Consider the following 19,524-nt stretch of genomic DNA (forward strand, 5'->3'; position numbering starts at 1 on the left):
GGATGTTCCATGAACCTGAGCGCGCGCAATCAACTGAAGGGCACCGTCGTCGAAGTGGCGAAGGGGCCGGTATCGGCCAAGGTCAAGATCGATATCGGCGGCGGCGTCATCGTCACCTCCAGCATCACCACGGAGTCGGCCACCGAGCTTGGCTTGGCGGTCGGCGACGGCGTCGTGGCGATCATCAAGTCCTCTGACGTCATGATCGGCAAATAGCGAAACCCGCTGGGCCGGCCGCTCGCCAAGGCCGGCCCACCCATCCGTGCCGCCCACCATTCTTCGAGCGTACGGCACCTTTTCGCCATTTCCTCGTTGAAACAGGAGAATTCCATCCGAACCCAGTCCAGGACGGCGGCTGCGCGATGGTGAGCCCCCGATGGGGTTGACTTCGCCAGCGCATGGTCAAATTGGGTGGGCAGGGTGGAACAACCAATCCACAGTGTTTCAAGGAGCCAAGTCATGGCATTCGAAAATTCAACCGCACAGTCGCATGAGCCGATGTCCGTCCACACCGGTATCGCCGAGGACCAGCGCAAGGCTTTGTCCGATGGTTTGGCCAAAGTATTGGCCGATACCTACACGTTGCTGGGCAAGACACATGGCTTTCACTGGAACGTGACCGGCGCGCAGTTCCATAGCCTGCACGAGATGTTCGAGACGCAGTATACGGACCTGACCACGGCGGTCGACGAGATCGCCGAACGGATCCGCGCCCTTGGCTATTTCGCGCCGGGCAGCCTGAGCCAGTTCCTCAAGCTCAGCACGATCGAGGACGAGCATGGCGTTCCCGACGCGCGCGGCATGCTGGAGCAACTGGTCCGCGACAACGAGACCGTCACGCAGGCTTGCCGCGCCGTGGTCCAGATCTGTGACGAGGCCAACGACACCGTCACCGAGGACCTGATGAACCACCGCATGGACGCCCACGAGAAGGCGGCCTGGATGTTGCGTTCGTCGATGAGCTGAGTGCGATGGGTTGAGCCCGGTGGCCCGGTGGCCTCGATGCCATCGGGCCACCGGGTTCGCCGCTGTTTGGTCGAGGGAAAATCACCGTCATGCCGTTCTTCGTCCTGGAACCCGTGCTTCCGCTCGCCCGCAAGTGGGAACACTACCGCAAGACCCGCAAGCTGATCGTCCGCGCCCCGGACGAGTCATCGGCTCGGCAAGTCGCCGCCGGTCAGGCGGAGGTGGCGGGTCGCGAGGGCATGCATCTGCTGTTGCCGGAAGCCGACGAGGGCGAGGCCATGGCGAACCCCTGGCTCGATGCCGAATCGGCATCCTGTGTCGAAATGGACCCCGATGGCCCTCCCGAAGTGGTGAGCATGCAAGCCGATTGATCCGGCTGGTCAAGCGTTCCAGGCCGATCGTTCCGCCATGCGTTTGATGCAGATCAAAACTTTGGAACGATTCTAAGGAGATCGTTTGCGCATTGCCTTTTCGAGGCCCATATCTGACTGTGCAGACTGGGTTTTTGAGGGGATATGTCATGCAGATCGATATTGGAATTTCAGAGACCGACCGGCGCGAGATCGCCGAGGGCCTGTCCCGGCTGCTCGCCGACACCTACACGCTCTATTTGAAGACGCACAGCTTCCACTGGAACGTCACCGGCCCCATGTTCAACACGCTGCACCTCATGTTCGAGACGCAGTACAACGAGCTGGCGCTGGCCGTGGACCTGATCGCCGAGCGCATCCGCGCGCTGGGCTTCCCCGCTCCGGGCAGCTACGCCCAGTACGCGGCGCTGACCTCGATCCAGGAAGCGACCGACGTTCCCAAGGCCGACGAGATGATCCGCCAGCTGGTCGCCGGTCAGGAAGCGGTGGTCCGCACCGCCCGCTCCGTCTTCCCGGCGGCCGAGAAGGTCGGTGACGAGCCCACCGCCGATCTGCTGACCCAGCGCATGCAGCTCCATGAGAAGACCGCCTGGATGCTGCGCAGCATGCTGGAAGGCTGAGGCCGACCCGGTTCGGGTGACATGGGTCGCGAGGGAGGGCGTTCCAGGAGCCCCCTCACGACGCCATCACCCGAACTTGATTTGCGCGCGACGCGGTCCAAGGTCAAATCTAGCGGCGGGGACCCAAGAGCCCCGAAGAGGATTGCCTTGGAAGGAACGTCATGCTGATCCGATCCAGACGGGGTTGGGAACTGCCCGAGTCGGCCGCCACGCCGGAAGAGGTTTTCCTGAACCGGCGCGGTTTGTTGAAGAGCTTTCTGGCGGCTCCCGCCATCGCGGCGGCGGGCTCCCTGATCGGTGGCCCCCTCCTGGCCGGGACGGCCTTTGGCCAGACGGAGATCGCGGCGGACGATCCGACCGCCAAGCTCTATCCGATGCCGCGCGACGAGCGCTTCAAGCTGGATCGCGCCATCACCGATCCGTCCGAGTCCACCACCTACACCAACTACTACGAGTTCGGCTCGCAGAAGAACATCTGGCGCGCCGCCCAGAAGCTGAAGCTACGTCCCTGGACGGTGACGTTCGACGGCATGGTCGAGCGGGAGAAGACCGTCGACATCGACACCCTGCTGGCCCAGATGCCGTTGCAGGAGCGGCTCTACCGCCATCGCTGCGTCGAGGCGTGGTCCATGGCCGTGCCGTGGAGCGGCTTTCCCCTGAAAGCGCTGGTCGATTTCGCCCAGCCGCTCGGCTCCGCCAAATACGTCGTGATGAAGACCTTCCAGAACCCCGACATGGCGAGCGGCCAGCGCCAGTTCTGGTACCCCTGGCCCTATGTCGAGGGCCTGACCATGGCCGAGGCGACCAATGAGCTGGCCTTCATGGTGACCGGCATGTACGGCAAGCCGGTGCCCAAGCAGAACGGCGCGCCGCTGCGGCTGGCGGTGCCATGGAAATACGGGTTCAAGTCGATCAAGTCGATCGTCAGCCTCACCTTCACCGATCAGCGTCCCGTCAGTTTCTGGGAGAAGATCCAGGCCAGCGAATACGGCTTCTGGGCCAACGTCAATCCCGAGGTGCCGCACCCGCGCTGGAGCCAAGCCAAGGAGCGCGTGCTGGGGACGGGCGAGACCGTGCCGACGCAGCTCTACAACGGCTATGGCGAGTTCGTCGCCGATCTCTACAAGGGACTGGAGGGCGAGCGGCTTTACCTTTGAGCGGGGATCACTCGCTGCCGATCTTGACGGCGTCCAGGCAGGCGAGGATGGCGTCGCTGTCGGCGACCATGGCCTCGGCGCTCACGATCGCGGACCCCTCGGGATCGAGCCCGTTGTCGGGCGCTCCCTCGATCAGCAGCTGGGCGCCGCCCTTGATCGCGTTGAGGCAGTTGCGGATGGCGTGACGGTGCGGCCGGCTGAGCAGATCGGCCGGCGCGCCGGTGCCGGTCAAGTCCCGGAGCGAGGCGATCGAGACCGAGATGTAGCCGACCATCTTGAGATCGTCCTCGTCGGTGATCCCGTCCTTGGCGGCGATCACACCGGCGGAGTGGGTGTCGATGGAGCCGGTCAGGCGCCTCAGCTCCCGATGGGACGCCTCGAGGGAGATTTGTCCGGCGCCGCTCATGATCCGGCCGCCAGACGGAACCGGTTCAATAGGGTCTCGATCTTCGACAACAGGCGGTCGATATCGACCGGCTTGGTCTCGAACTCGTCGCAGCCGGCCGCCATGGCGCGCTCCCTGTCCTCGGTCATCGCGTGGGCCGTCAGCGCCATCACCGGAATCGCCGATATCGTCGGATCGGCCTTGATCGTCCGGGTCGCCTGCCAGCCATCCATCACCGGCAGGCTCATGTCCATCAGCACGAGATCGGGCCGCTCGCGAATCGCCGTCTCGACACCGGCGGCGCCGTCGACCGCGACGATCACCTGAAACCCCCGTCGGGTCAACCGGCGGGACAGCATGTCGCGGTTCAGGTCATTGTCTTCGACGATCAGGATACGAGTCAATCAACGCCTCCCGTCACGGCCTCTCCAGATCGGATCATCAAACTGGCGAGTTCGCGATCGGCCTGCTCCCCCACGACCAGCCGGCGGACCGTCCTGACCAGATCGTCTCGTTCATATGCACCCTTACGTAACACACGATCAACCAAGCCGTCCATCCGGACGGTGCGCTCGTCGTCGACATCCAGCGCCGTGACCACCACGATCGGGGTATCGTTCAACCGGCGGTCGCCGCGGATCAGATCGAGCACCTGGAAGCCGTCGGGCGCGGGCATGCCCAGATCCAGGACGACCACCAGCGGCCGGTGGGTCCGCATGAGATCGATGGCGCCCAAGCCATCCTCCGCCTCGATCACCTTGAAGCCGGCCCGTTCCAGGGTTCGGCGCAGCAGGTCGCGGGCGGAGGCGTCGTCATCGACCACCAGCACGTCGCAACCGCTCGGCGCTTCAGGCTCGGAGCTGACCATCCCCAAGCTGGAGACGCGGTGGATCGCGTCCGCGATGGCCTCGGCGGAAGCGGGTTTCGCCAGGCACTCCGCCGCGTCGGCCAGGAGGTTGAACGGGATCGGCTCCGACCCCGACGGCACCAGCAGGATCTGGGGCGGGCAGGCCATGTCGAAGTCGGTCAGCAGGCTTTCCGGCAGGGACTGACCGTCGTGGCAGCGTAACTCGGCATCCAGCACCAGCAGGTCGGGCCGCAGGGCCCGCGCCATCCGCAGCCCCTCGCTGCCTCCGAAGGCGTGGAGGATCATCACGGAGACGGCCGAGGCATGGGCTGCCCGGCCGCGCTCCAGGGCGGCGTCGACCGCGTCGTGCAGTCGCGGGTCGTCATCGATCATCAGGACGCGGATCGTCCCGCCGCGGCTGGCCGGTGCCTCGGCTCCGGTGTCGGAGTCCCCGGCCAGGGCCGCGAGAGCGTCGTCGTCCAAGCCCGGACCACGGCTGGCCGAAGACTCTCCCGCCGACGCCCCGGCCGGGCGGGTGGCGGGCAGCGTGAGGGTGAAGGTGCTGCCCTTGCCCGGTTCGCTCGACACGGTGATCCTGCCGCCGAGCATGTCCGCGAAATGACGGCTGATCGCCAGCCCAAGCCCGCTGCCGCCATAGCGCCGGGTGGTGGAGGTGTCGGCCTGGGTGAAGCGGCGGAACAATCGGCTCAGCTGTTCGGGCGTCATGCCGATCCCGGTGTCGCTCACCCTGAACTCGACCGCCGGGCGCGCGCCCGGCAGGCAGCGCGCGGAAAGGCGGACCGTGCCGCCCGAGGTGAACTTGCAGGCGTTGCCGATCAGGTTCAGCAGGACTTGGCGGACCTTGGTCTGATCGGTCAGGAGAATGCCGATGCCATCATCCCCGTTCCCGTCCACGTCCAGTACAAGCCGGTTGCCGTTGGCCTCCGCCAGGGGCGAGGACATGGCGCCGACCTCCTCGATCAACTGGTCCACGTCGAACGGGGTGATGTCGACCGACATCCGGCCCGCCTCGATCTTCGACAGGTCGAGGATGTCGTTGATCAGGGCCAGCAGGTGCTTGCCGCTGCCGCGGATCTTCTCCAAGTCGGGAACGTAGGACTGGTCGCCGCGATCCTCCGCGTCCTCCGCCAGCATTTCGGCGTAGCCGATGATGGCGTTCAGCGGCGTCCGCAGCTCGTGGCTCATGTTGGCCAGGAACTCGGATTTGCTGCGGTCGGCCGCCTCCGCCTGTTCCTTGGCGCGGCGCAGGATGTCGGCGCCGCGCTGCGCCTCGGTCACGTCGAAGAAGGTGCCCACCCGGCCGGCGATGGCGCCATCGGCTCCCCGGAAGACGGCCTCGCCGACCATCACCGTCCGCTCCTCGCCCTCGCCCGCGTTCCGCAGCACCGCCTCGTACTGGAGGATGCCGCCCTGGCCGTTGTCCGCGGCTGGGCCCCCGGCCGGATCGGAAGAACCCAAGGAAGCGTCGCGGGTGAATTGGGCCCAATCCGCGCCGAACAGGTCGGTGGGCGTCATGCCCACCACGCCGTCGCGCGCGACGCCGGCGAATCGGGCGAAGTGACCGTTGCAGACGATGTACCGGCCTGTTGGATCGAGAACGAACAGGGGGACAGGGACGGTGTCCAGCAGCGTCGCCAATAGGCGGTTGCGCTCCTCCAGCGTGTCGGTGGTGGCGGCGATGGCGCGGCGCTGGGTGGCGATCCGCTGTCCCATGTCGATGACCCGGTGGGCCGTTCGCTCCAGTTCCAGGATGTCGAAGCCGGGCGCCCGGTGGATGCCGGCTCCGGTGTCGGGATCCAGGTCGTCGCCGGAGCCGATCCGGTCGGTGAGCCGGTCGATCTCCCGCAAGGGGCGGCTTATCGCGTGGCTCATCGCCTGGGCGCGCCGGTAGAGCAGGGCGAAGAAGCAGGCGTAGAACAGCGTCACCCCCGCGATCAGCATCAGGCCGATCCGGTCGAAACGCTCCTTCAGCGCGGTGGCGTCGGCGAAGATGCTGGATTCCGGCGCCATCACCAGCAATCGCCAGCCGGTCTCGCCGATGGTCGCCCACGACGCCAGCCGGGGATCGCCCAGGGTGATGGTGCCGGTCCCCGCGTCGGAACCGCCGATCAGCGCCGCCAGCGGCCTCAGGTCGGCGCGGCGGAAGATGTTGAAATCGTCGGGCTTGAATGTATCGGCCCTGATCGCCTCGTCGTAGCGGTGCGTCGTCAGTTCGGACAGGGCGAAATCCCGTTCGGCGGCGGGCGGCAGGGCCAGGATCACGCCGTCGCGGTTGAGCAAGACGGCGTAGCCGTTCCAGGGAAGTTCGAGCGCGGCGATCCGGTCCACGAAGCTGCCGACGGTGATATCGACCCCAGCCACCCCTTCCAGGGTCCCGTCGACATATGCTGGCGCTATCGCGGACGCCATCCAGCCGCTCCCGGCGGGATCGACGTAGACATCGGTCCAGACGGTGCCGCGGCCGGGATTATGGCTGGCGTCTGCCTCGTAGTAGAAGTTGAAGCTGGGGATGTCCATCCGCTCGGCGTACTGGGTGGACACGTCGAAATAGGGATAGATCCGGTTGAGGCTGTCGCGCGTGTTCAGGTAGGTCTGAACGATCAGCGGATTGGTCAGCTTGAGGTTCTTGAGGAGCGGATCGAGCTGGGCCAGCCGCAACGCCTTCGCCCGCTCCGCCTCGCCGATCGGAACGATGCCGCTGTAGAAGGCGGCGCCCAGTCCGATGTCGCGCGTCGTGTGCCAGGAACCGCCCGGCCCCCAGGCGTAGCGTTCGGCCTCCTCCGGCGGCGCTCGCCAGGGAGTGCCGAAAGCGACTTCGGCCTGTCGGGCGAGCAGGGCCGCCGACGAGCCGATGCCGACCAGGGTCGCGTTCAGGGTCTCCGCCTCCTGTCGCGCGGTGCGCCCCAGCTGGTCTCGCGCGACGCCGCGCATCGCCGACAGGTTCTCGTCGCGGACCAGCGCGTTGGAATGGAGGAAGAGCGCTATCAGGGCCAATTCGACGAGCACCAGCGGCATCAGGGCCGCGCGCAGGTACGATCCCCAGATCCAGCCGAGCAGGGAGCGCGGCTCCGCCTTGGGCGCGTTCGCCTGAGCGGGGATGGCTTGTGCGGATCTGGCTTGGATCTGGCTCGCGTTCCGCATGTCGGCTGACCCTATACCAGTGTGCTCTAACCTATCGAATTAACACCTATTCTCAATCAAAGCCAATCTGGCCTAAGGGTTAGGACGGAGGGCGGCCATCGCGACCGGTACCGCCCTTGGCAAAGTACGAGCCACCGCCTATGGTTGCCCAGGTCGCGGGGCCCCCGGCGCCGCTCGGAGCCGGTGAAGGAGATTGCCATGACGGAAGAGACGCGGGTCGCCCTGGTGACCGGAGCCAGCCGGGGGATCGGCAAGGCCATCGCGACGGCGCTGGCGGAGGCTGGTTTCGATCTGCTGATCACGTCCAGGACGGCGACCGCGCTGGAAACCGTGGCGCGCCAGATCAGCCGCGAGACGGGTCAGCGGGTCGAGATCCTGCATGGCGACCTGAGCGAACCCGAACTGGCGGAGCGGCTGGTCGAGACGGCGGTGGACACCTTCAATCGGCTGGACTTGCTGGTCAACAACGCCGGGGCGACCAAGCGGGCGCCGTTCCTGGAGTTGAGCGAGGACGACTGGCAGGACGGCTTCGCCCTCAAGTTCTTCGGCGCCGTCCGGCTGTCGCGCGCCGCCTGGCCCCATCTGAAGCGGACCGGCGGTCAGGTGATCAACATCATCGGCGCCGGAGGACGGACGCCGACGGCGGAGTTCACCATCGGCGGTTCGGTCAACGCCGGCCTGATGAACTTCACCAAGGCGCTGGCCGATCTGGGGCTGGCGGACGGGGTTCGGGTCAACGGCGTCAATCCGGGACCGATCCGGACCGAGCGGCTGGATGTCCGCGTCCGCCAGTTCGCCCAATCCCAGGGGATCGATCCGGAGGAGGCGGCCAGCCGCATGGTGCAGGCCCAGAAGGTGATGAGGTTCGGCGAACCGGACGAGATCGCGGCGGTCGTGACCTTCCTGACCAGCGACGGTGGCGACTTCATCCACGGCGCCCTGATCGACGTCGACGGCGGGGCCACCAAGGGGCTGTGAGGAACCGGCGCGCCGGGTGACGGCCATCGGCAGAGTTGCCCCCGGCGCCGGGCGCCGATCCACCGCGACTGAAACCGACTGGCTGGTCATACAACCGTAAGTCGGGTCGAGCGCGGCGGCACCCGACAAGCAGGCGAGTTGGTGTCGGGTGCCGCTGCGCTCTACCCGACCTACGGCTACTTTTTCGCCGGCTGGTTTCCTCAGAGCGTCAGTTCGGCGATTTGCACGGCGTTGAGCGCCGCACCCTTCAGCAACTGATCGCCGCAGACGAAGAAGTCCAAGCCGTTGTCGCCGAACACCGGGTTGGCGCGGATGCGGCCTACCTCGACGTCGTATTCGCCGGTGGCGTTCAGCGGCATCGGGTAGACGCCATTGGCCGGATCGTCGGTCAGCTTGACGCCGGCGGCCTCGGCCAGGACGGCGCGGGCGGCCTCGGCGGTGACGGGGCGGATCGTCTCGACCGTGACGCTTTCCGAATGGGCGCGGTATGTCGGGATGCGGACCGCCGTGCAGCTCGCCAGAAGGTCGGGGATGCCGAGGATCTTGCGGCTCTCCCACGTCACCTTCATCTCCTCCTTGGTGTAGCCGTTCTCCTGGAAGGCGTCGATCTGCGGGATGACGTTGAAGGGGATCGGGTGGCGGAAGACGCTGTTGGTGACGGGACGGCCAGCCAGCTGGTTGCGGGTCTGCTCCTCCAACTCGGCCATGCCCTCGGCGCCGGCGCCACTGGTCGCCTGATAGGTCGACACGATCACGCGCTTCAGGCCGAACGCCCGATGCAGCGGGCCGAGCGCCAGGACCAGGATCGCGGTGGTGCAGTTGGGGTTGGCGATCAGCTTGCTGGAGCCGAGGGCGTCGGCGTTGATCTCCGGCACGATCAGCGGGATCTCGGGGTCGTAGCGGAAGGCCGAGGAGTTGTCGATCACGATGGCGCCGGCTGAAGCCAGCGTGGGCGCGTGCTGCTTGGCGAACTCGCCGGACACCGCCAGCAGGACGATGTCATAGCCCTTGACCACGTCGGCGTCGAAGGCGACCAGCGTCTTCTCGCCGAACGGCGTTTCCAGGACGCGGCCGGCGCTGCGCTCCGAGGCGAACAGGGCCAGTTCGGCGACGGGAAATCCCCGCTGGTGCAGGACGTTGACCATTTCGCGGCCAACGGCGCCGGTGGCGCCGACGATCGCGACGCGGCGGGGGGAGAGGGAAGAGGGAGAGGGGCTCATCTGATCAAGTTCCGTCCTGTTGCATGCCCGCCAGTCGCATACCGGTGGTGAGCGCGGGACGAAACCCCGATACGACGAGGCCCCGTCCGTGTCCGGCGGGGCCTTCGTGGTTGATGAAGCGTCTTTACCCGATCAACGCATTCCACCCACGAACGGCCCGCCGAAGCTGGTCGTTTTGGGAGTGGTGGTGGTGATGGCGCGCGAGCGGTTCATGATGGCCGGTCTGTTACCAAGACCGCCGCGACTTGTAAAGCGTCCGTTTCGTCCCACCCCCGAGCCGGTGTCAACCCAGGGGATAGTCCTTCAGCGGATCGTAGACCGGACCGCCGTTGCCGGTGCGGCTCTCGAACAGGGTGAAGTGGTCGATCGGGATGGGGCCGGCGCGGAACAGGCCGCGATCCTGGATGAAACGGCCGACCCGCTCCGCTGGCGCGGAGCGCAGGCGGGCCAGTGTCACATGGGGGCTGTAGCGCCGCTCCTCGCGGGGCAGGCCGGCGCGGACCAGCGCCGACTCGACCTTCTGGTTCAGGTGGACCAGCGCGTCGTTGCGCTCCACCCCCGCCCACAGCACGCGCGACTTGGCGCCGCTGCCGAACTGGCCGACGCCATCCAGCACCAGTTCGAAGCCGGGGGCGGAAACGGCGGCCAGCGCCGCGTCGATGTCGGGCACCACGCCGTTCTCCACCTCGCCGATGAACCGCACGGTCAGGTGCAGGTTCTCCCGCTCGGTCCAGCGGGCGCCGGGCACCCCACCGCCAAGGCCGATCAGGCGGTCGCGGACGGGTTCCGGCAGTTCAAGGGCGACGAACAGGCGGATCATGGCGGCGTCGTGGGGTGCTTGTTCAGGAATGGGGGACTCGGGTGAAAGTGATCAGGGGCAGGGGTTCGGGAGGCGGGCGTGGACCTCGTCGATCTCCTTCAGCACCTCGTCGGACAGGATGATGTCGAACGAATCGATGTTCGTCCGCAGATGCTCCATCGAGGTGGCGCCGATGATGTTCGAGGTGACGAAGGGCTGACGGGTGACGAAGGCCAGCGCCATCTGGGCCGGGTCCAGCCCATGGCGCTGGGCGATGTCCAGATAGGCCCGGACGGCGGCATCGGCGTTGACGGTGTCGTAGCGCGACTTGCGGTGGTCGAGCGAGCGGCGGGTCCCCGCCGGGATTTGACCGTCCAGGTATTTGCCGGTCAGGGTCGCGCCGGCCAGTGGCGAATAGGCCAGCAAGCCGCACTCCTCCCGCACCGAGACCTCGGCCAGACCATCCTCGTAGGTGCGGTTCACCAGGTTGTAGGGGTTCTGCACACTGACGACGCGCGGCAGGCCCAACTCGTCGGCCAGCCGCAGGAACGTCATGGCGCCCCAGGGCGTCTCGTTGGACAGGCCGACATGGCGGATCTTGCCGGAGGCGATCAGGTCCTGGAGCGCCCGCAGGGTCTCGTCGATCGGGGTCGCCTCGGGATCGTCGGCGATCTTGAAGCCGCGTCCGCCGAAGCGGGTCGTGGTCCGGTCGGGCCAGTGGAGCTGGTAGAGGTCGATGTGGTCGGTCCGCAGCCGCGTCAGGCTGGCCTCCACGGCGGCGACCAGATTGTCGCGGTCGAGCTTGGCCTTGCCGCCCCGGACCCACGGATGGCCCACGGGGGAGTAGCCGATCGCCTTGCTCGCCAGGAACACGCGGTCGCGTCCGCCGCGGCTGGCGAACCATGAGCCGATGATCTTCTCGGTCGAGCCATAGCTCTCCGCGATCGGCGGGATCGCGTACATCTCGGCGGTGTCCCAGAACGTGACGCCGCGCTCCAGCGCGTAGTCCATCTGGGCGTGGCCCTCGGCCTCGGTGTTCTGGCGGCCCCAGGTCATCGTGCCCAGGCAAATGGCGCTGACCTGCACGTCGGTGCGGCCCAAACGGCGGTATTCCATGCGAAACCTTGAGGTTGGCGCCCCCCGGAACGTCGGGAAGGTCGCTTCATAGGAAGAGTGTCAGCACTCCGGTATAGCCATAAAGCCGGTTGTGGGAAATCTCCCCATTGGCGAAAAATCCGACCAGCGGAAAGTCCCCCAGCTCGTCCCGGATCGCCTTCAGCTCTTGGCTGTCGTCGCCGAACAGGGCCGGTCCACGCGCCAGGCACGAGACGTAAACCCCGCCGCGCGGCGGTCCGTTCAGCCGCTTCTTGATCATTCCCAGCATGCGCTCCAGGTCGGCCTGGGCGCTCGCCAGATCGCGGCGCGCGAACATGATGGTGCGGCCGGGTTCGACCATGTCGCCGATCGCGATCAGCCCATGTTCCGGATCGATGCCGACGAGGTTGCGCACGAGGTAGTCGCCGGTGTCGGAGCCTGTGATCGGCAAGGCCGCGAAGATGTAGCCGGCGACCCGGCGCAGGTCGCGCGCCAGCAACTCGCCGATGTCCTCCTTGAAGACCTCCAACGCCGGCCGTCCGTCGATCTCGACGATGATGTTGTTCTGGGCCCGCGTGATCTTGTGGACCGGACCGATCGGCGTGCAGCCCTGCGTCAGGCCGGTCGCGACCTTGACCTCGCTGGAGAACAGCACGCCCGACACGCCGCCCTCGATCACCGGCGCGGTGCCGGGCCTGCCGCCGAACTGGCCGTAATTGGTCCGCGACGAGGTCAGCCCGCCGACCAGGAAACCGCCGAGCGCGTCGGACAGTTCGGGGATGATCTCGTGGGTCTGGGGGTTGCGCGGGTCGCCATGGACCAGCCCCAGCACGGGAGCGTGGGCCTTCAGCCACTCCACCGTCTCGGGCTCGAACCCCTCGATGCTCTCGGTGATCGGCGCCGGCAGGTGGAAGCTGCCCGGCGGCAATTGGGCGGTCATCACGGCGATGGCCGGGCGGTCGAACATCTCCTGGCCGCTGGCGCAGATGCCGATGCCGACGGTGCCGACCCAGTCCTTGACCCCCGTCACGCCCCGCATCAGCGTCACGATGCTGACCGCGTCGGCCGCCAGCGCGTCGGAGATGTAGAGGAAACCCAGATTGCAGCCGTCGACCGGTCCGAGCTTGTCGAGGCAGGCCTTGACCGTCGCGCGCCAGTCCTCGCCCGTCGCCGACGCCGCGGCGAAGCGGGCCCCGGTCGGGGCGTCCATCCCGCTCATCCCTTGATATCCCCGTTCGAGGTGTCGGCGGGGGTGTCGGCGCTGGTGATCTCGTCCAGGAGATCCATCAGATGCGGCAGGATGCCCTTCACGACGATCGCGACACCCTGGGCGTTGGGATGCATGCCATCCTCCTGATTGAGGTTCCGGTCGAGGGCGACGCCTTCGAGAAAGAACGGATAGAGCGGCACATCGTATTTCGCCGCGAGCTCCGGGTAAATCGCGTTGAAGCGATCGCCGTAGTCGCGGCCGAGATTGGGCGGCGCGTACATGCCGGCCAGCAGCGTCGGAACGCCGCGCTCCTTCAAGGTCGCCAGGATGGCGTCCAGGTTCTCGCGGGTCGAGGCCGGGTCGATGCCGCGCAAGCCGTCATTGGCGCCAAGCTCGACGATGGCGGCCTGGGGCTGGTCGGCCAGCGCCCAGTCGAGCCGCGCCCTGCCACCCGCCGTGGTGTCGCCCGACACGCCGGCGTTGATGACCTCGACCTCATAGCCCTTGTCGCGGAGCGCCCGTTGCAGGCGCGGGGTGAACCCATCGGACTCGGCGAGGCCGTAACCGGCGGTGAGGCTGTCGCCCAAGGCCAGGATCTTGACCGCCGCCTTGCCCGGCTCGGCGGCTAGGACGGGGTGCGAAAGCGCCAAAAGCGCCAGCCCCGCCACCGCGCCCATCCGCATGGCGCCTTTCGCACCTGCGTTGAAAAGCCGGCGGCACATGCCATATCCGCATGAGCTGTCACGAATGTCTGGAAGACCCATGGCGAAGTCCGATGCTGCTTTCCGGGATGATCTGATCGTCGAACTCGCCGACGTACACCTAAAGCTGGACAGTGCGGCGGGTCCCGTCAACATCCTGCGAGGCATAGATCTGACCGTCAGGCGTGGCGAGACCGTCAGCGTCGTCGGTCCGTCGGGTTCGGGCAAGTCCACCATGATGATGATCATGGCGGGCCTGGAGCGGCCGACCAGCGGTTTGGTCAGGGTTGCCGGCCATGATCTCGGCGCCTTGAACGAGGACAAGCTGGCGCGGTTCCGGCGCGAGCATGTCGGCATCGTGTTCCAGGCGTTCCACCTGATCCCGACCATGACGGCGCTGGAGAACGTCGCGATCCCGCTGGAGTTCGCGGGGCTGTCCGACGCGTTCGACCGCGCCCGCCAAGGCTTGGAGGCGGTTGGCCTGAAGCATCGCGTGACCCATTATCCCGGCCAGCTTTCCGGCGGCGAGCAACAGCGCGTGGCGCTGGCCCGCGCCTTCGCGTCCGAACCGTCGCTGTTGCTGGCGGACGAGCCGACCGGCAACCTGGACGGCGAGACCGGCTCGCAGGTCATCAAGCTGATGTTCGATCTGGCCGCCCATCGCGGCGCCACCCTGGTCCTGATCACCCACGACACCGGTCTGGCGGCCCGCTGCGACCGAGCGGTCCGCGTCGCGGATGGCCGGATCGAAAGCGTGACCGATCAATCGGCTGGCCCGGATAGGGGTCACGATACCGGCCTTCGCCCCGTCCGCGCCTCCGGTGCCTGACATCCTTATCGCGCCTTCAACCTGGGCCTTTCGATGACCTCCCTGAAAATCGCCTGGACCATCGCGCGGCGCGAGTTGCGCGGCGGCCTCAAGGGGTTCCGGATCTTCCTCGCCTGCCTGACCCTGGGCGTCGCCGCCATCGCGACGGTCCAGTCGCTGTCGGGCGGCATCATCGAAGGCCTGCGGGCCGACGGCAAGGCGATCCTGGGCGGCGACGTGGCGCTCCGCGTGATCTACACGCCGCTGGGTGAACCGCAACGCGCCTGGCTCGATGGCCAGGGCCGCGTCTCGGTCGCGGCGGAGACCCGCGCCATGGCCCGGCGCGACGATGGCGCCCGTTCCACCCTGGTCGAGCTGAAGGCGGTCGACGGGACCTATCCGCTCTACGGCGACTTCACGCTCCGCGCGGGGGGATCCTTGCCCGACGGCATCAGTCGGCGCGACGGCGTTTGGGGCGCCGTGGTCGAGGAGACGGTCAACCAGCGGCTCGACGTCAAGGTCGGCGACAGCGTCAAGGTCGGCGACTCGACGTTCCAGATCCGGGACGTCATCCTGCGCGAGCCGGACCGGGCCGGCGGCGGCGGATTCACGCTGGGACCACGCCTGCTGATCGACCTCAACGCCCTGGACGGCACCGGGCTGATGCAGCCGGGCAGCATGATCTACTGGAACTACCGGATCGGTCTCGATTCCGGCACCAATCTCCAGGCGTGGCTGGCCGACCTTCGGTCGCGTTTCCCCGACGAGAACTGGCGGGTGCGCGACTTCACCAACGCCGCACCGCAGATCGAACGGTTCATCACCCGCCTGACGCTGTTCCTGACGCTGGTCGGGCTGACGGCGCTGCTGGTCGGCGGCGTCGGTGTCGGCAACGCGGTCCGCAGCTATCTCGACGGCAAGGTCGAGACCATCGCGACGCTGAAATGCCTGGGCGCCCCCGGTTCGCTGGTGTTCCAGGCCTATCTGATCCAGATCCTCATCCTCGCCTCGCTCGGGATATTCCTCGGCTTGGTGATCGGCGCCATCGCTCCGCTGGTCGCCGGCGCCGTGCTGGCGAACGTGCTGCCGATCACCGCGCGGATCGGGGTCTACCCCGGCGGCCTCGCCATCGCCGGCGCGTTCGGCCTGCTGACCGCGCTGACGTTTTCGCTGTGGCCCTTGGGACGGGCGCGCGAGGTGCCGGCCGGCGCCTTGTTCCGCGACGTGATCTCGCCGGCGTCGGGCCGTCCGCGCGGCGTCTATCTGGTGGCGGGCGTGCTGTCCGGCGTGGCGCTGGCGGCGCTGGCGATCCTGACCGCGCAGGAGAAGCTGTTCGCCGCGTGGTTCGTCGGGGGAGCCTTCGTCACGCTGCTGGCGTTCCGGGCGGCGGCGCAGGGCGTGGTCTGGGCGGCCTCGCGGGTCGGCCGGCCGCGCCATCCCGGTTTCCGGCTGGCGCTGGCCAATCTCCACCGGCCGGGCAATCCGACCGGCAGCGTCGTGCTGTCGCTGGGATTGGGGCTGACCGTGCTGGTCGCCATCGCCCTGATCGAGGGCAACTTCTCCGCCCGCGTCAACGAGAGCATCCCCCGGGACGCGCCGGCCTATTTCTTCATCGACATCCAGCCGAACCAGCGGGCCGATTTCAACGCCACGGTGCTGGGCATTCCCGGCACCGCCGACCTTCGCGAGGTTCCGATGCTGCGCGGCCGGGTCAGCAAGGCCAAGGGGGTCGAGGCCGAGAAGGCGATCATCAACATGGAGCACGCCTGGGTGCTGCGCGGCGACCGCGGCATCACCTATTCCGCCGCCCCGCCGGTCGACGCGGATATCCTGCAAGGAGAGTGGTGGTCGGAGGACTACAAGGGCAAGCCGCTGGTCTCGATCTATTCAGACATCGCCGAGGCGTTCGGGCTGAAGCTGGGTGACGAGATCACGGTCAACGTGCTGGGCCGCGACATCACGGCCGAGGTCGCCAGCATCCGGGCGATCGACTTCTCGACCATGAACATCAACTTCACCATCATCTTCTCTCCCGGCGTGCTGGACGGGGCGCCCCAGACTTTCCTGGCGACCGTCCGCGCCACGCCGGAGGCCGAACCCCTGATCCAGCGCGCGGTGACCGACCGGTTCGCCAACATCACCTCGGTCAGGGTCAAGGACGCGCTCGATACCGTCAACGAGCTGCTGGGCAACATCGGGACCGCCGTCAGGGTCACGGCGGCGATCACGCTGCTGGCGGGCACCCTGGTGCTGGCGGGTGCCGTCGCCGCCGGGCACCGGCGCCGGGTCTACGACGCCGTCGTGCTGAAGGTGCTGGGCGCCACGCGCGCCGACGTGCTGAAGGCCTTCCTGGTCGAATACGGTTTGCTGGGACTGATCACGGCCGCGATCTCCGGCGTGATCGGCACGGCGACCGCCTGGGCGGTGCTGACCCGCGTGATGGACTGGGAATGGACCTTCCTGCCGTCGGCCGTGCTGGTGACGGCGGCGCTCTGCACCGCGATCACCCTGGCTTTCGGCTTCGTCGGCACGTGGCGGGCCCTGGGCCAGCCGGCGGCACCCCTGTTGAGGAACGACTGACGAACCACGGCGATCCAAATCGGGCCGGAATATTTCCGGGATTAAAACGATGGCTCGCGCGTAGCGGGTGTTTGGCCGGATAAATCGATACCCCTCAAAGGGTTACACGGGTGGGCGGCGATTTCGGGCGAGTCCGATTTTGATTGAATTGCTCGGACATCTCCCCAATATCCTTGATCACGAGGTATCCGAACTTCGGGCAACTTTGGGATTGAGGACCACATGGCAAACGGACTGTTCAATCGGTACGCGACCCCCGGCCGCGCGATCGATCAGGCCCAGTACGACGAAGGCCTGCGTCAGCACATGCTGAGCGTGTATAACTACATGATGGTTGGTCTTGGCGTGACCGGCGTGGTGGCTTTCGCGACGGCCATGCTGGCCATGTCCAACCCGGCTTTCGCGCAGGCGATCTATGGCTCCCCGCTGAAGTGGGTGGTCATGCTGGCGCCGCTGGGTTTCGTCTTCTTCCTGTCGGCCAAGATCCACTCCATGTCGATGTCGACGGCGCAGATGACCTTCTGGGCCTTCGCCGCGGTGATGGGCTTGTCGCTCTCGTCGATCTTCCTGGTCTTCACCGGAGCCAGCATCGCCCGGGTGTTCTTCATCTCGGCCGCGACGTTCGGGGCCATGAGCCTGTGGGGCTACACGACGAAGCGTGACCTGTCGGGCATGGGCTCGTTCCTGATGATGGGCCTGATCGGCATCGTCATCGCCAGCGTGGTCAACATCTTCGTTGGCTCCTCCGCGTTGCAGTTCGCGGTGTCGGTCATCGGCGTCCTGGTCTTCACCGGCCTGACCGCCTTCGACACCCAGCGCATCAAGGAGCAGTACAACGAGGGTTACGGCTCCGAGTCGCTCGGCAAGATGGCCCTGATGGGCGCGCTGTCGCTCTACCTGAACTTCATCAACATGTTCATGATGATGCTCCAGCTGTTCGGCAACCGCGAATAAGCCATCCGACATACGGCCCCAAGCGATTGGGACCGCACGGGAAACCCGGGCCATTGGCCCGGGTTTTTTCGTGCGCGCCGGTGATCGCGGACTGGCGATCGCGGACGAATCCGCGCGGTGGGACTTTCCTCGAACGGGTCGGTATATTAGACTATTGGACAGAAGGACTATCACGAAGGATAGGACGCATGTTTGACGGGCGATGGTCGCGCTAGGCGGTTCTCCCCGCCTCTCCAGGTCGCGGAAGGAACGGTGGATCAGTCGATCCGGCCGAAGCAGGGCATTGCACGCGTCCTGCGCCTACGCGCTGGCGGCGGGGTTCTGGATACTGGCGTCCGACCACCTGCTCGCCCTGATGATCGATGACCCAGGGACGCTGACCCTGGCGCAGACGATCAAGGGCTTCGCCTTCATCCTGATCACGTCCCTGTCGCTGCACGCCCTGATCCGCCACATCGGCGCCGCCACCCATGCCGAGGCGGCGCTGCGCCAGGATCAGGCCCGATTGTTGGTGATGCTGGAGAACATGCCGGTCATGGTCCTGGCGCTGGACGAGGACTCGCGGCTGGCCTTGTGGAACCGCGAGGCCGAGCGGATAACCGGCTACACCGCCGCCGAGGCGATCGGCGATCCGGGGATCCTGGAGCGGTTGTTGCCCGATCCCGACTACCGTCGGGCGACCGCCGAGACCTTCCGGCGATCGAACCTGTGGTGCCGCGATTGGGAACGCCGGATCACCTGCAAGGATGGGGAGGTCCGCACCATCGCCATCTCCTGCATCGCCCGCGACTTCGCCATCGCCGACTATCCCGGCGGGTGGGGCATTGGCGTCGACGTGACGGAGCGGCTGGCGCACGAGCGCGAACTGGCGGAGGCGCGCGACGCGCTGGAGGATGCCCGGGACACGGCGGAGCACGCCCGGGCGGAAGCCGAGACCGCGCGGATCTCGGCGGAGGCCGCGAACCGGGCCAAATCCGACTTCCTGGCCCTGATGAGCCATGAGCTGCGGACGCCCCTGACGGCGGTGATCGGGTTCGCCGATGTGATGCGGGGTGAATATTTCGGCCCCTTGGGATCTCCCCGCTATCATGAGTACTGCCAGGACATCGAGGTCAGCGGACGGCATCTGCTGGGCCTGATCGACGGCATCCTGGAACTGGCGCGGACGGAGAGTGGCCGCTACACCCTGGCCGAACGGGAGATCGACCTGCCGGAACTGGCCGCCGGCGCCGTCCAGCTGCTGGGCGACCGCCCCGCGCGGAAAGGCGTCTCGCTCACCCTCCGGATGGAGCGGCCGCCGCGCGTGCGCGGTGACGAACGGGCATTGAAGCAGGTGCTGGTCAACCTGCTGGGCAACGCCGTCAAATACACGCCGCCCGGCGGCGCCGTGGAGTTGTCGATCGAACGCGACCGCGACGACGGGGTCAGCTTGGTCGTCGCCGATACCGGCATCGGAATCCCGGCGGGTGAGCTGGCGACGGTCCTGGAGCCTTTCAGCCAGGCGAGCAATTGTGGGACGGCGGGTGTCCAAGGATCCGGGCTGGGATTGTCGATCGTCCGCACGCTGGTGGATCTCCATGGCGGTGACCTGTCGGTGGAGAGCGACCTGGACATCGGCACGCGGGTCACCGTCCGTCTGCCCGCCGAACGGGTGCTCCCTTCCCCCTGAGC

At 67.1% G+C, this 19,524-nt stretch carries 18 protein-coding genes; 10 read left to right on the plus strand and 8 right to left on the minus strand.

The features are described 5' to 3' along the window. The first annotated feature begins 9 nt into the window (after positions 1-9). The 5 genes from N825_RS24580 to msrP all read left to right on the plus strand — a co-directional run bounded on the left by N825_RS24580 (position 10) and on the right by msrP (position 3,114). Positions 10-216 (plus strand): TOBE domain-containing protein, encoded by a 207-nt coding sequence (locus tag N825_RS24580; RefSeq protein ID WP_037458003.1) that lies wholly within the window; start codon positions 10-12, stop codon positions 214-216. A gap of 243 nt (positions 217-459) precedes the next feature. Continuing rightward, positions 460-966, plus strand: a complete 507-nt coding sequence (locus N825_RS24585; RefSeq protein ID WP_245613225.1) for a Dps family protein — start codon at positions 460-462, stop codon at positions 964-966. Between the two features lie 89 nt (positions 967-1,055). Then, positions 1,056-1,337, plus strand: coding sequence for a hypothetical protein (locus N825_RS24590; protein ID WP_037458008.1), 282 nt, complete (start codon positions 1,056-1,058; stop codon positions 1,335-1,337). 149 nt (positions 1,338-1,486) lie between these two features. Then, entirely contained in the window at positions 1,487-1,957 is a 471-nt protein-coding gene (locus N825_RS24595; RefSeq protein ID WP_037458010.1) for a Dps family protein, read from the plus strand. Positions 1,958-2,118: 161 nt separating this feature from the next. Next, positions 2,119-3,114, plus strand: coding sequence for a protein-methionine-sulfoxide reductase catalytic subunit MsrP (gene msrP / locus N825_RS24600; RefSeq protein ID WP_037458012.1), 996 nt, complete (start codon positions 2,119-2,121; stop codon positions 3,112-3,114). A 7-nt stretch (positions 3,115-3,121) separates the two neighbouring features. Here msrP and N825_RS24605 read toward each other — a convergent pair whose 3' ends face one another. The 3 genes from N825_RS24605 to N825_RS36880 are packed head-to-tail and all read right to left on the minus strand — an operon-like array spanning position 3,122 to position 7,508. Then, positions 3,122-3,520 carry a hypothetical protein gene (locus N825_RS24605; RefSeq protein ID WP_037458013.1) on the minus strand — a complete coding sequence of 133 codons (399 nt, stop codon included), beginning with the start codon at positions 3,518-3,520 and terminating at the stop codon, positions 3,122-3,124. Further along, positions 3,517-3,903: a response regulator gene (locus tag N825_RS24610; RefSeq protein ID WP_037458015.1), complete on the minus strand. Its 387-nt coding sequence runs from the start codon at positions 3,901-3,903 to the stop codon at positions 3,517-3,519. The genes N825_RS24605 and N825_RS24610 overlap by 4 nt, the downstream gene beginning before the upstream one ends. Continuing rightward, entirely contained in the window at positions 3,900-7,508 is a 3,609-nt protein-coding gene (locus N825_RS36880; protein ID WP_051512941.1) for an ATP-binding protein, read from the minus strand. Before N825_RS36880 ends, N825_RS24610 begins: the two co-directional genes overlap by 4 nt. A 198-nt stretch (positions 7,509-7,706) precedes the next feature. Between N825_RS36880 and N825_RS24620 the strand changes: the two genes are divergently transcribed. Then, a complete protein-coding gene (locus tag N825_RS24620; RefSeq protein ID WP_037458016.1) occupies positions 7,707-8,486 on the plus strand; it encodes an SDR family oxidoreductase in 780 nt (259 codons plus the stop codon). Between the two features lie 200 nt (positions 8,487-8,686). Here the strand turns inward: N825_RS24620 and N825_RS24625 are convergent, their stop codons facing one another. From N825_RS24625 to N825_RS24645, 5 genes are all read right to left on the minus strand, one after another. After that, the gene (locus tag N825_RS24625) at positions 8,687-9,706 is read right to left on the minus strand and encodes an aspartate-semialdehyde dehydrogenase (protein ID WP_037458017.1); all 1,020 of its coding nucleotides are present in this window, start codon (positions 9,704-9,706) and stop codon (positions 8,687-8,689) included. Positions 9,707-9,989: 283 nt separating this feature from the next. Further along, positions 9,990-10,526, minus strand: coding sequence for an RNA 2',3'-cyclic phosphodiesterase (gene thpR / locus N825_RS24630; protein ID WP_051512943.1), 537 nt, complete (start codon positions 10,524-10,526; stop codon positions 9,990-9,992). Between the two features lie 51 nt (positions 10,527-10,577). Then, positions 10,578-11,621 (minus strand): NADP(H)-dependent aldo-keto reductase, encoded by a 1,044-nt coding sequence (locus tag N825_RS24635; protein ID WP_037458019.1) that lies wholly within the window; start codon positions 11,619-11,621, stop codon positions 10,578-10,580. Positions 11,622-11,667: 46 nt separating this feature from the next. Next, on the minus strand, positions 11,668-12,819 hold the full coding sequence (locus N825_RS24640; protein ID WP_157619521.1) for an FIST signal transduction protein: 1,152 nt from the start codon (positions 12,817-12,819) through the stop codon (positions 11,668-11,670). Continuing rightward, the gene (locus N825_RS24645) at positions 12,816-13,532 is read right to left on the minus strand and encodes an arylesterase (protein WP_063833920.1); all 717 of its coding nucleotides are present in this window, start codon (positions 13,530-13,532) and stop codon (positions 12,816-12,818) included. Before N825_RS24645 ends, N825_RS24640 begins: the two co-directional genes overlap by 4 nt. A gap of 40 nt (positions 13,533-13,572) precedes the next feature. On the opposite strand from N825_RS24645, the gene N825_RS24650 reads away from it, so the two are divergent. The 4 genes from N825_RS24650 to N825_RS36885 all read left to right on the plus strand — a co-directional run bounded on the left by N825_RS24650 (position 13,573) and on the right by N825_RS36885 (position 19,522). After that, the gene (locus N825_RS24650; RefSeq protein ID WP_051512947.1) at positions 13,573-14,340 is read left to right on the plus strand and encodes an ABC transporter ATP-binding protein; all 768 of its coding nucleotides are present in this window, start codon (positions 13,573-13,575) and stop codon (positions 14,338-14,340) included. A gap of 33 nt (positions 14,341-14,373) precedes the next feature. Then, positions 14,374-16,899, plus strand: coding sequence for an ABC transporter permease (locus N825_RS24655; RefSeq protein ID WP_037458022.1), 2,526 nt, complete (start codon positions 14,374-14,376; stop codon positions 16,897-16,899). Between the two features lie 222 nt (positions 16,900-17,121). Continuing rightward, on the plus strand, positions 17,122-17,853 hold the full coding sequence (locus N825_RS24660) for a Bax inhibitor-1/YccA family protein (RefSeq protein ID WP_037458024.1): 732 nt from the start codon (positions 17,122-17,124) through the stop codon (positions 17,851-17,853). 283 nt (positions 17,854-18,136) lie between these two features. Beyond that, entirely contained in the window at positions 18,137-19,522 is a 1,386-nt protein-coding gene (locus N825_RS36885; protein WP_051512949.1) for a PAS domain-containing sensor histidine kinase, read from the plus strand. The last annotated feature ends 2 nt before the right edge of the window (positions 19,523-19,524 follow it).

The organism is Skermanella stibiiresistens SB22 (assembly GCF_000576635.1).
Taxonomy (GTDB): domain Bacteria; phylum Pseudomonadota; class Alphaproteobacteria; order Azospirillales; family Azospirillaceae; genus Skermanella; species Skermanella stibiiresistens.

Bases quoted from the DNA above. Each gene is read 5' to 3' on its own strand.
- N825_RS24655 (WP_037458022.1), top strand. From the start codon at position 14,374: ATGACCTCCCTGAAAATCGCCTGGACCATCGCGCGGCGCGAGTTGCGC.
- msrP (WP_037458012.1), top strand. From the start codon at position 2,119: ATGCTGATCCGATCCAGACGGGGTTGGGAACTGCCCGAGTCGGCCGCC.
- N825_RS24585 (WP_245613225.1), top strand. From the start codon at position 460: ATGGCATTCGAAAATTCAACCGCACAGTCGCATGAGCCGATGTCCGTC.
- N825_RS24605 (WP_037458013.1), bottom strand. From the start codon at position 3,520: ATGAGCGGCGCCGGACAAATCTCCCTCGAGGCGTCCCATCGGGAGCTG.
- N825_RS24645 (WP_063833920.1), bottom strand. From the start codon at position 13,532: ATGTGCCGCCGGCTTTTCAACGCAGGTGCGAAAGGCGCCATGCGGATG.
- N825_RS24590 (WP_037458008.1), top strand. From the start codon at position 1,056: ATGCCGTTCTTCGTCCTGGAACCCGTGCTTCCGCTCGCCCGCAAGTGG.
- N825_RS24595 (WP_037458010.1), top strand. From the start codon at position 1,487: ATGCAGATCGATATTGGAATTTCAGAGACCGACCGGCGCGAGATCGCC.
- N825_RS24650 (WP_051512947.1), top strand. From the start codon at position 13,573: ATGGCGAAGTCCGATGCTGCTTTCCGGGATGATCTGATCGTCGAACTC.
- N825_RS24580 (WP_037458003.1), top strand. From the start codon at position 10: ATGAACCTGAGCGCGCGCAATCAACTGAAGGGCACCGTCGTCGAAGTG.
- N825_RS24640 (WP_157619521.1), bottom strand. From the start codon at position 12,819: ATGAGCGGGATGGACGCCCCGACCGGGGCCCGCTTCGCCGCGGCGTCG.
- N825_RS24660 (WP_037458024.1), top strand. From the start codon at position 17,122: ATGGCAAACGGACTGTTCAATCGGTACGCGACCCCCGGCCGCGCGATC.
- thpR (WP_051512943.1), bottom strand. From the start codon at position 10,526: ATGATCCGCCTGTTCGTCGCCCTTGAACTGCCGGAACCCGTCCGCGAC.
- N825_RS36880 (WP_051512941.1), bottom strand. From the start codon at position 7,508: ATGCGGAACGCGAGCCAGATCCAAGCCAGATCCGCACAAGCCATCCCC.
- N825_RS24625 (WP_037458017.1), bottom strand. From the start codon at position 9,706: ATGAGCCCCTCTCCCTCTTCCCTCTCCCCCCGCCGCGTCGCGATCGTC.
- N825_RS24620 (WP_037458016.1), top strand. From the start codon at position 7,707: ATGACGGAAGAGACGCGGGTCGCCCTGGTGACCGGAGCCAGCCGGGGG.
- N825_RS24635 (WP_037458019.1), bottom strand. From the start codon at position 11,621: ATGGAATACCGCCGTTTGGGCCGCACCGACGTGCAGGTCAGCGCCATT.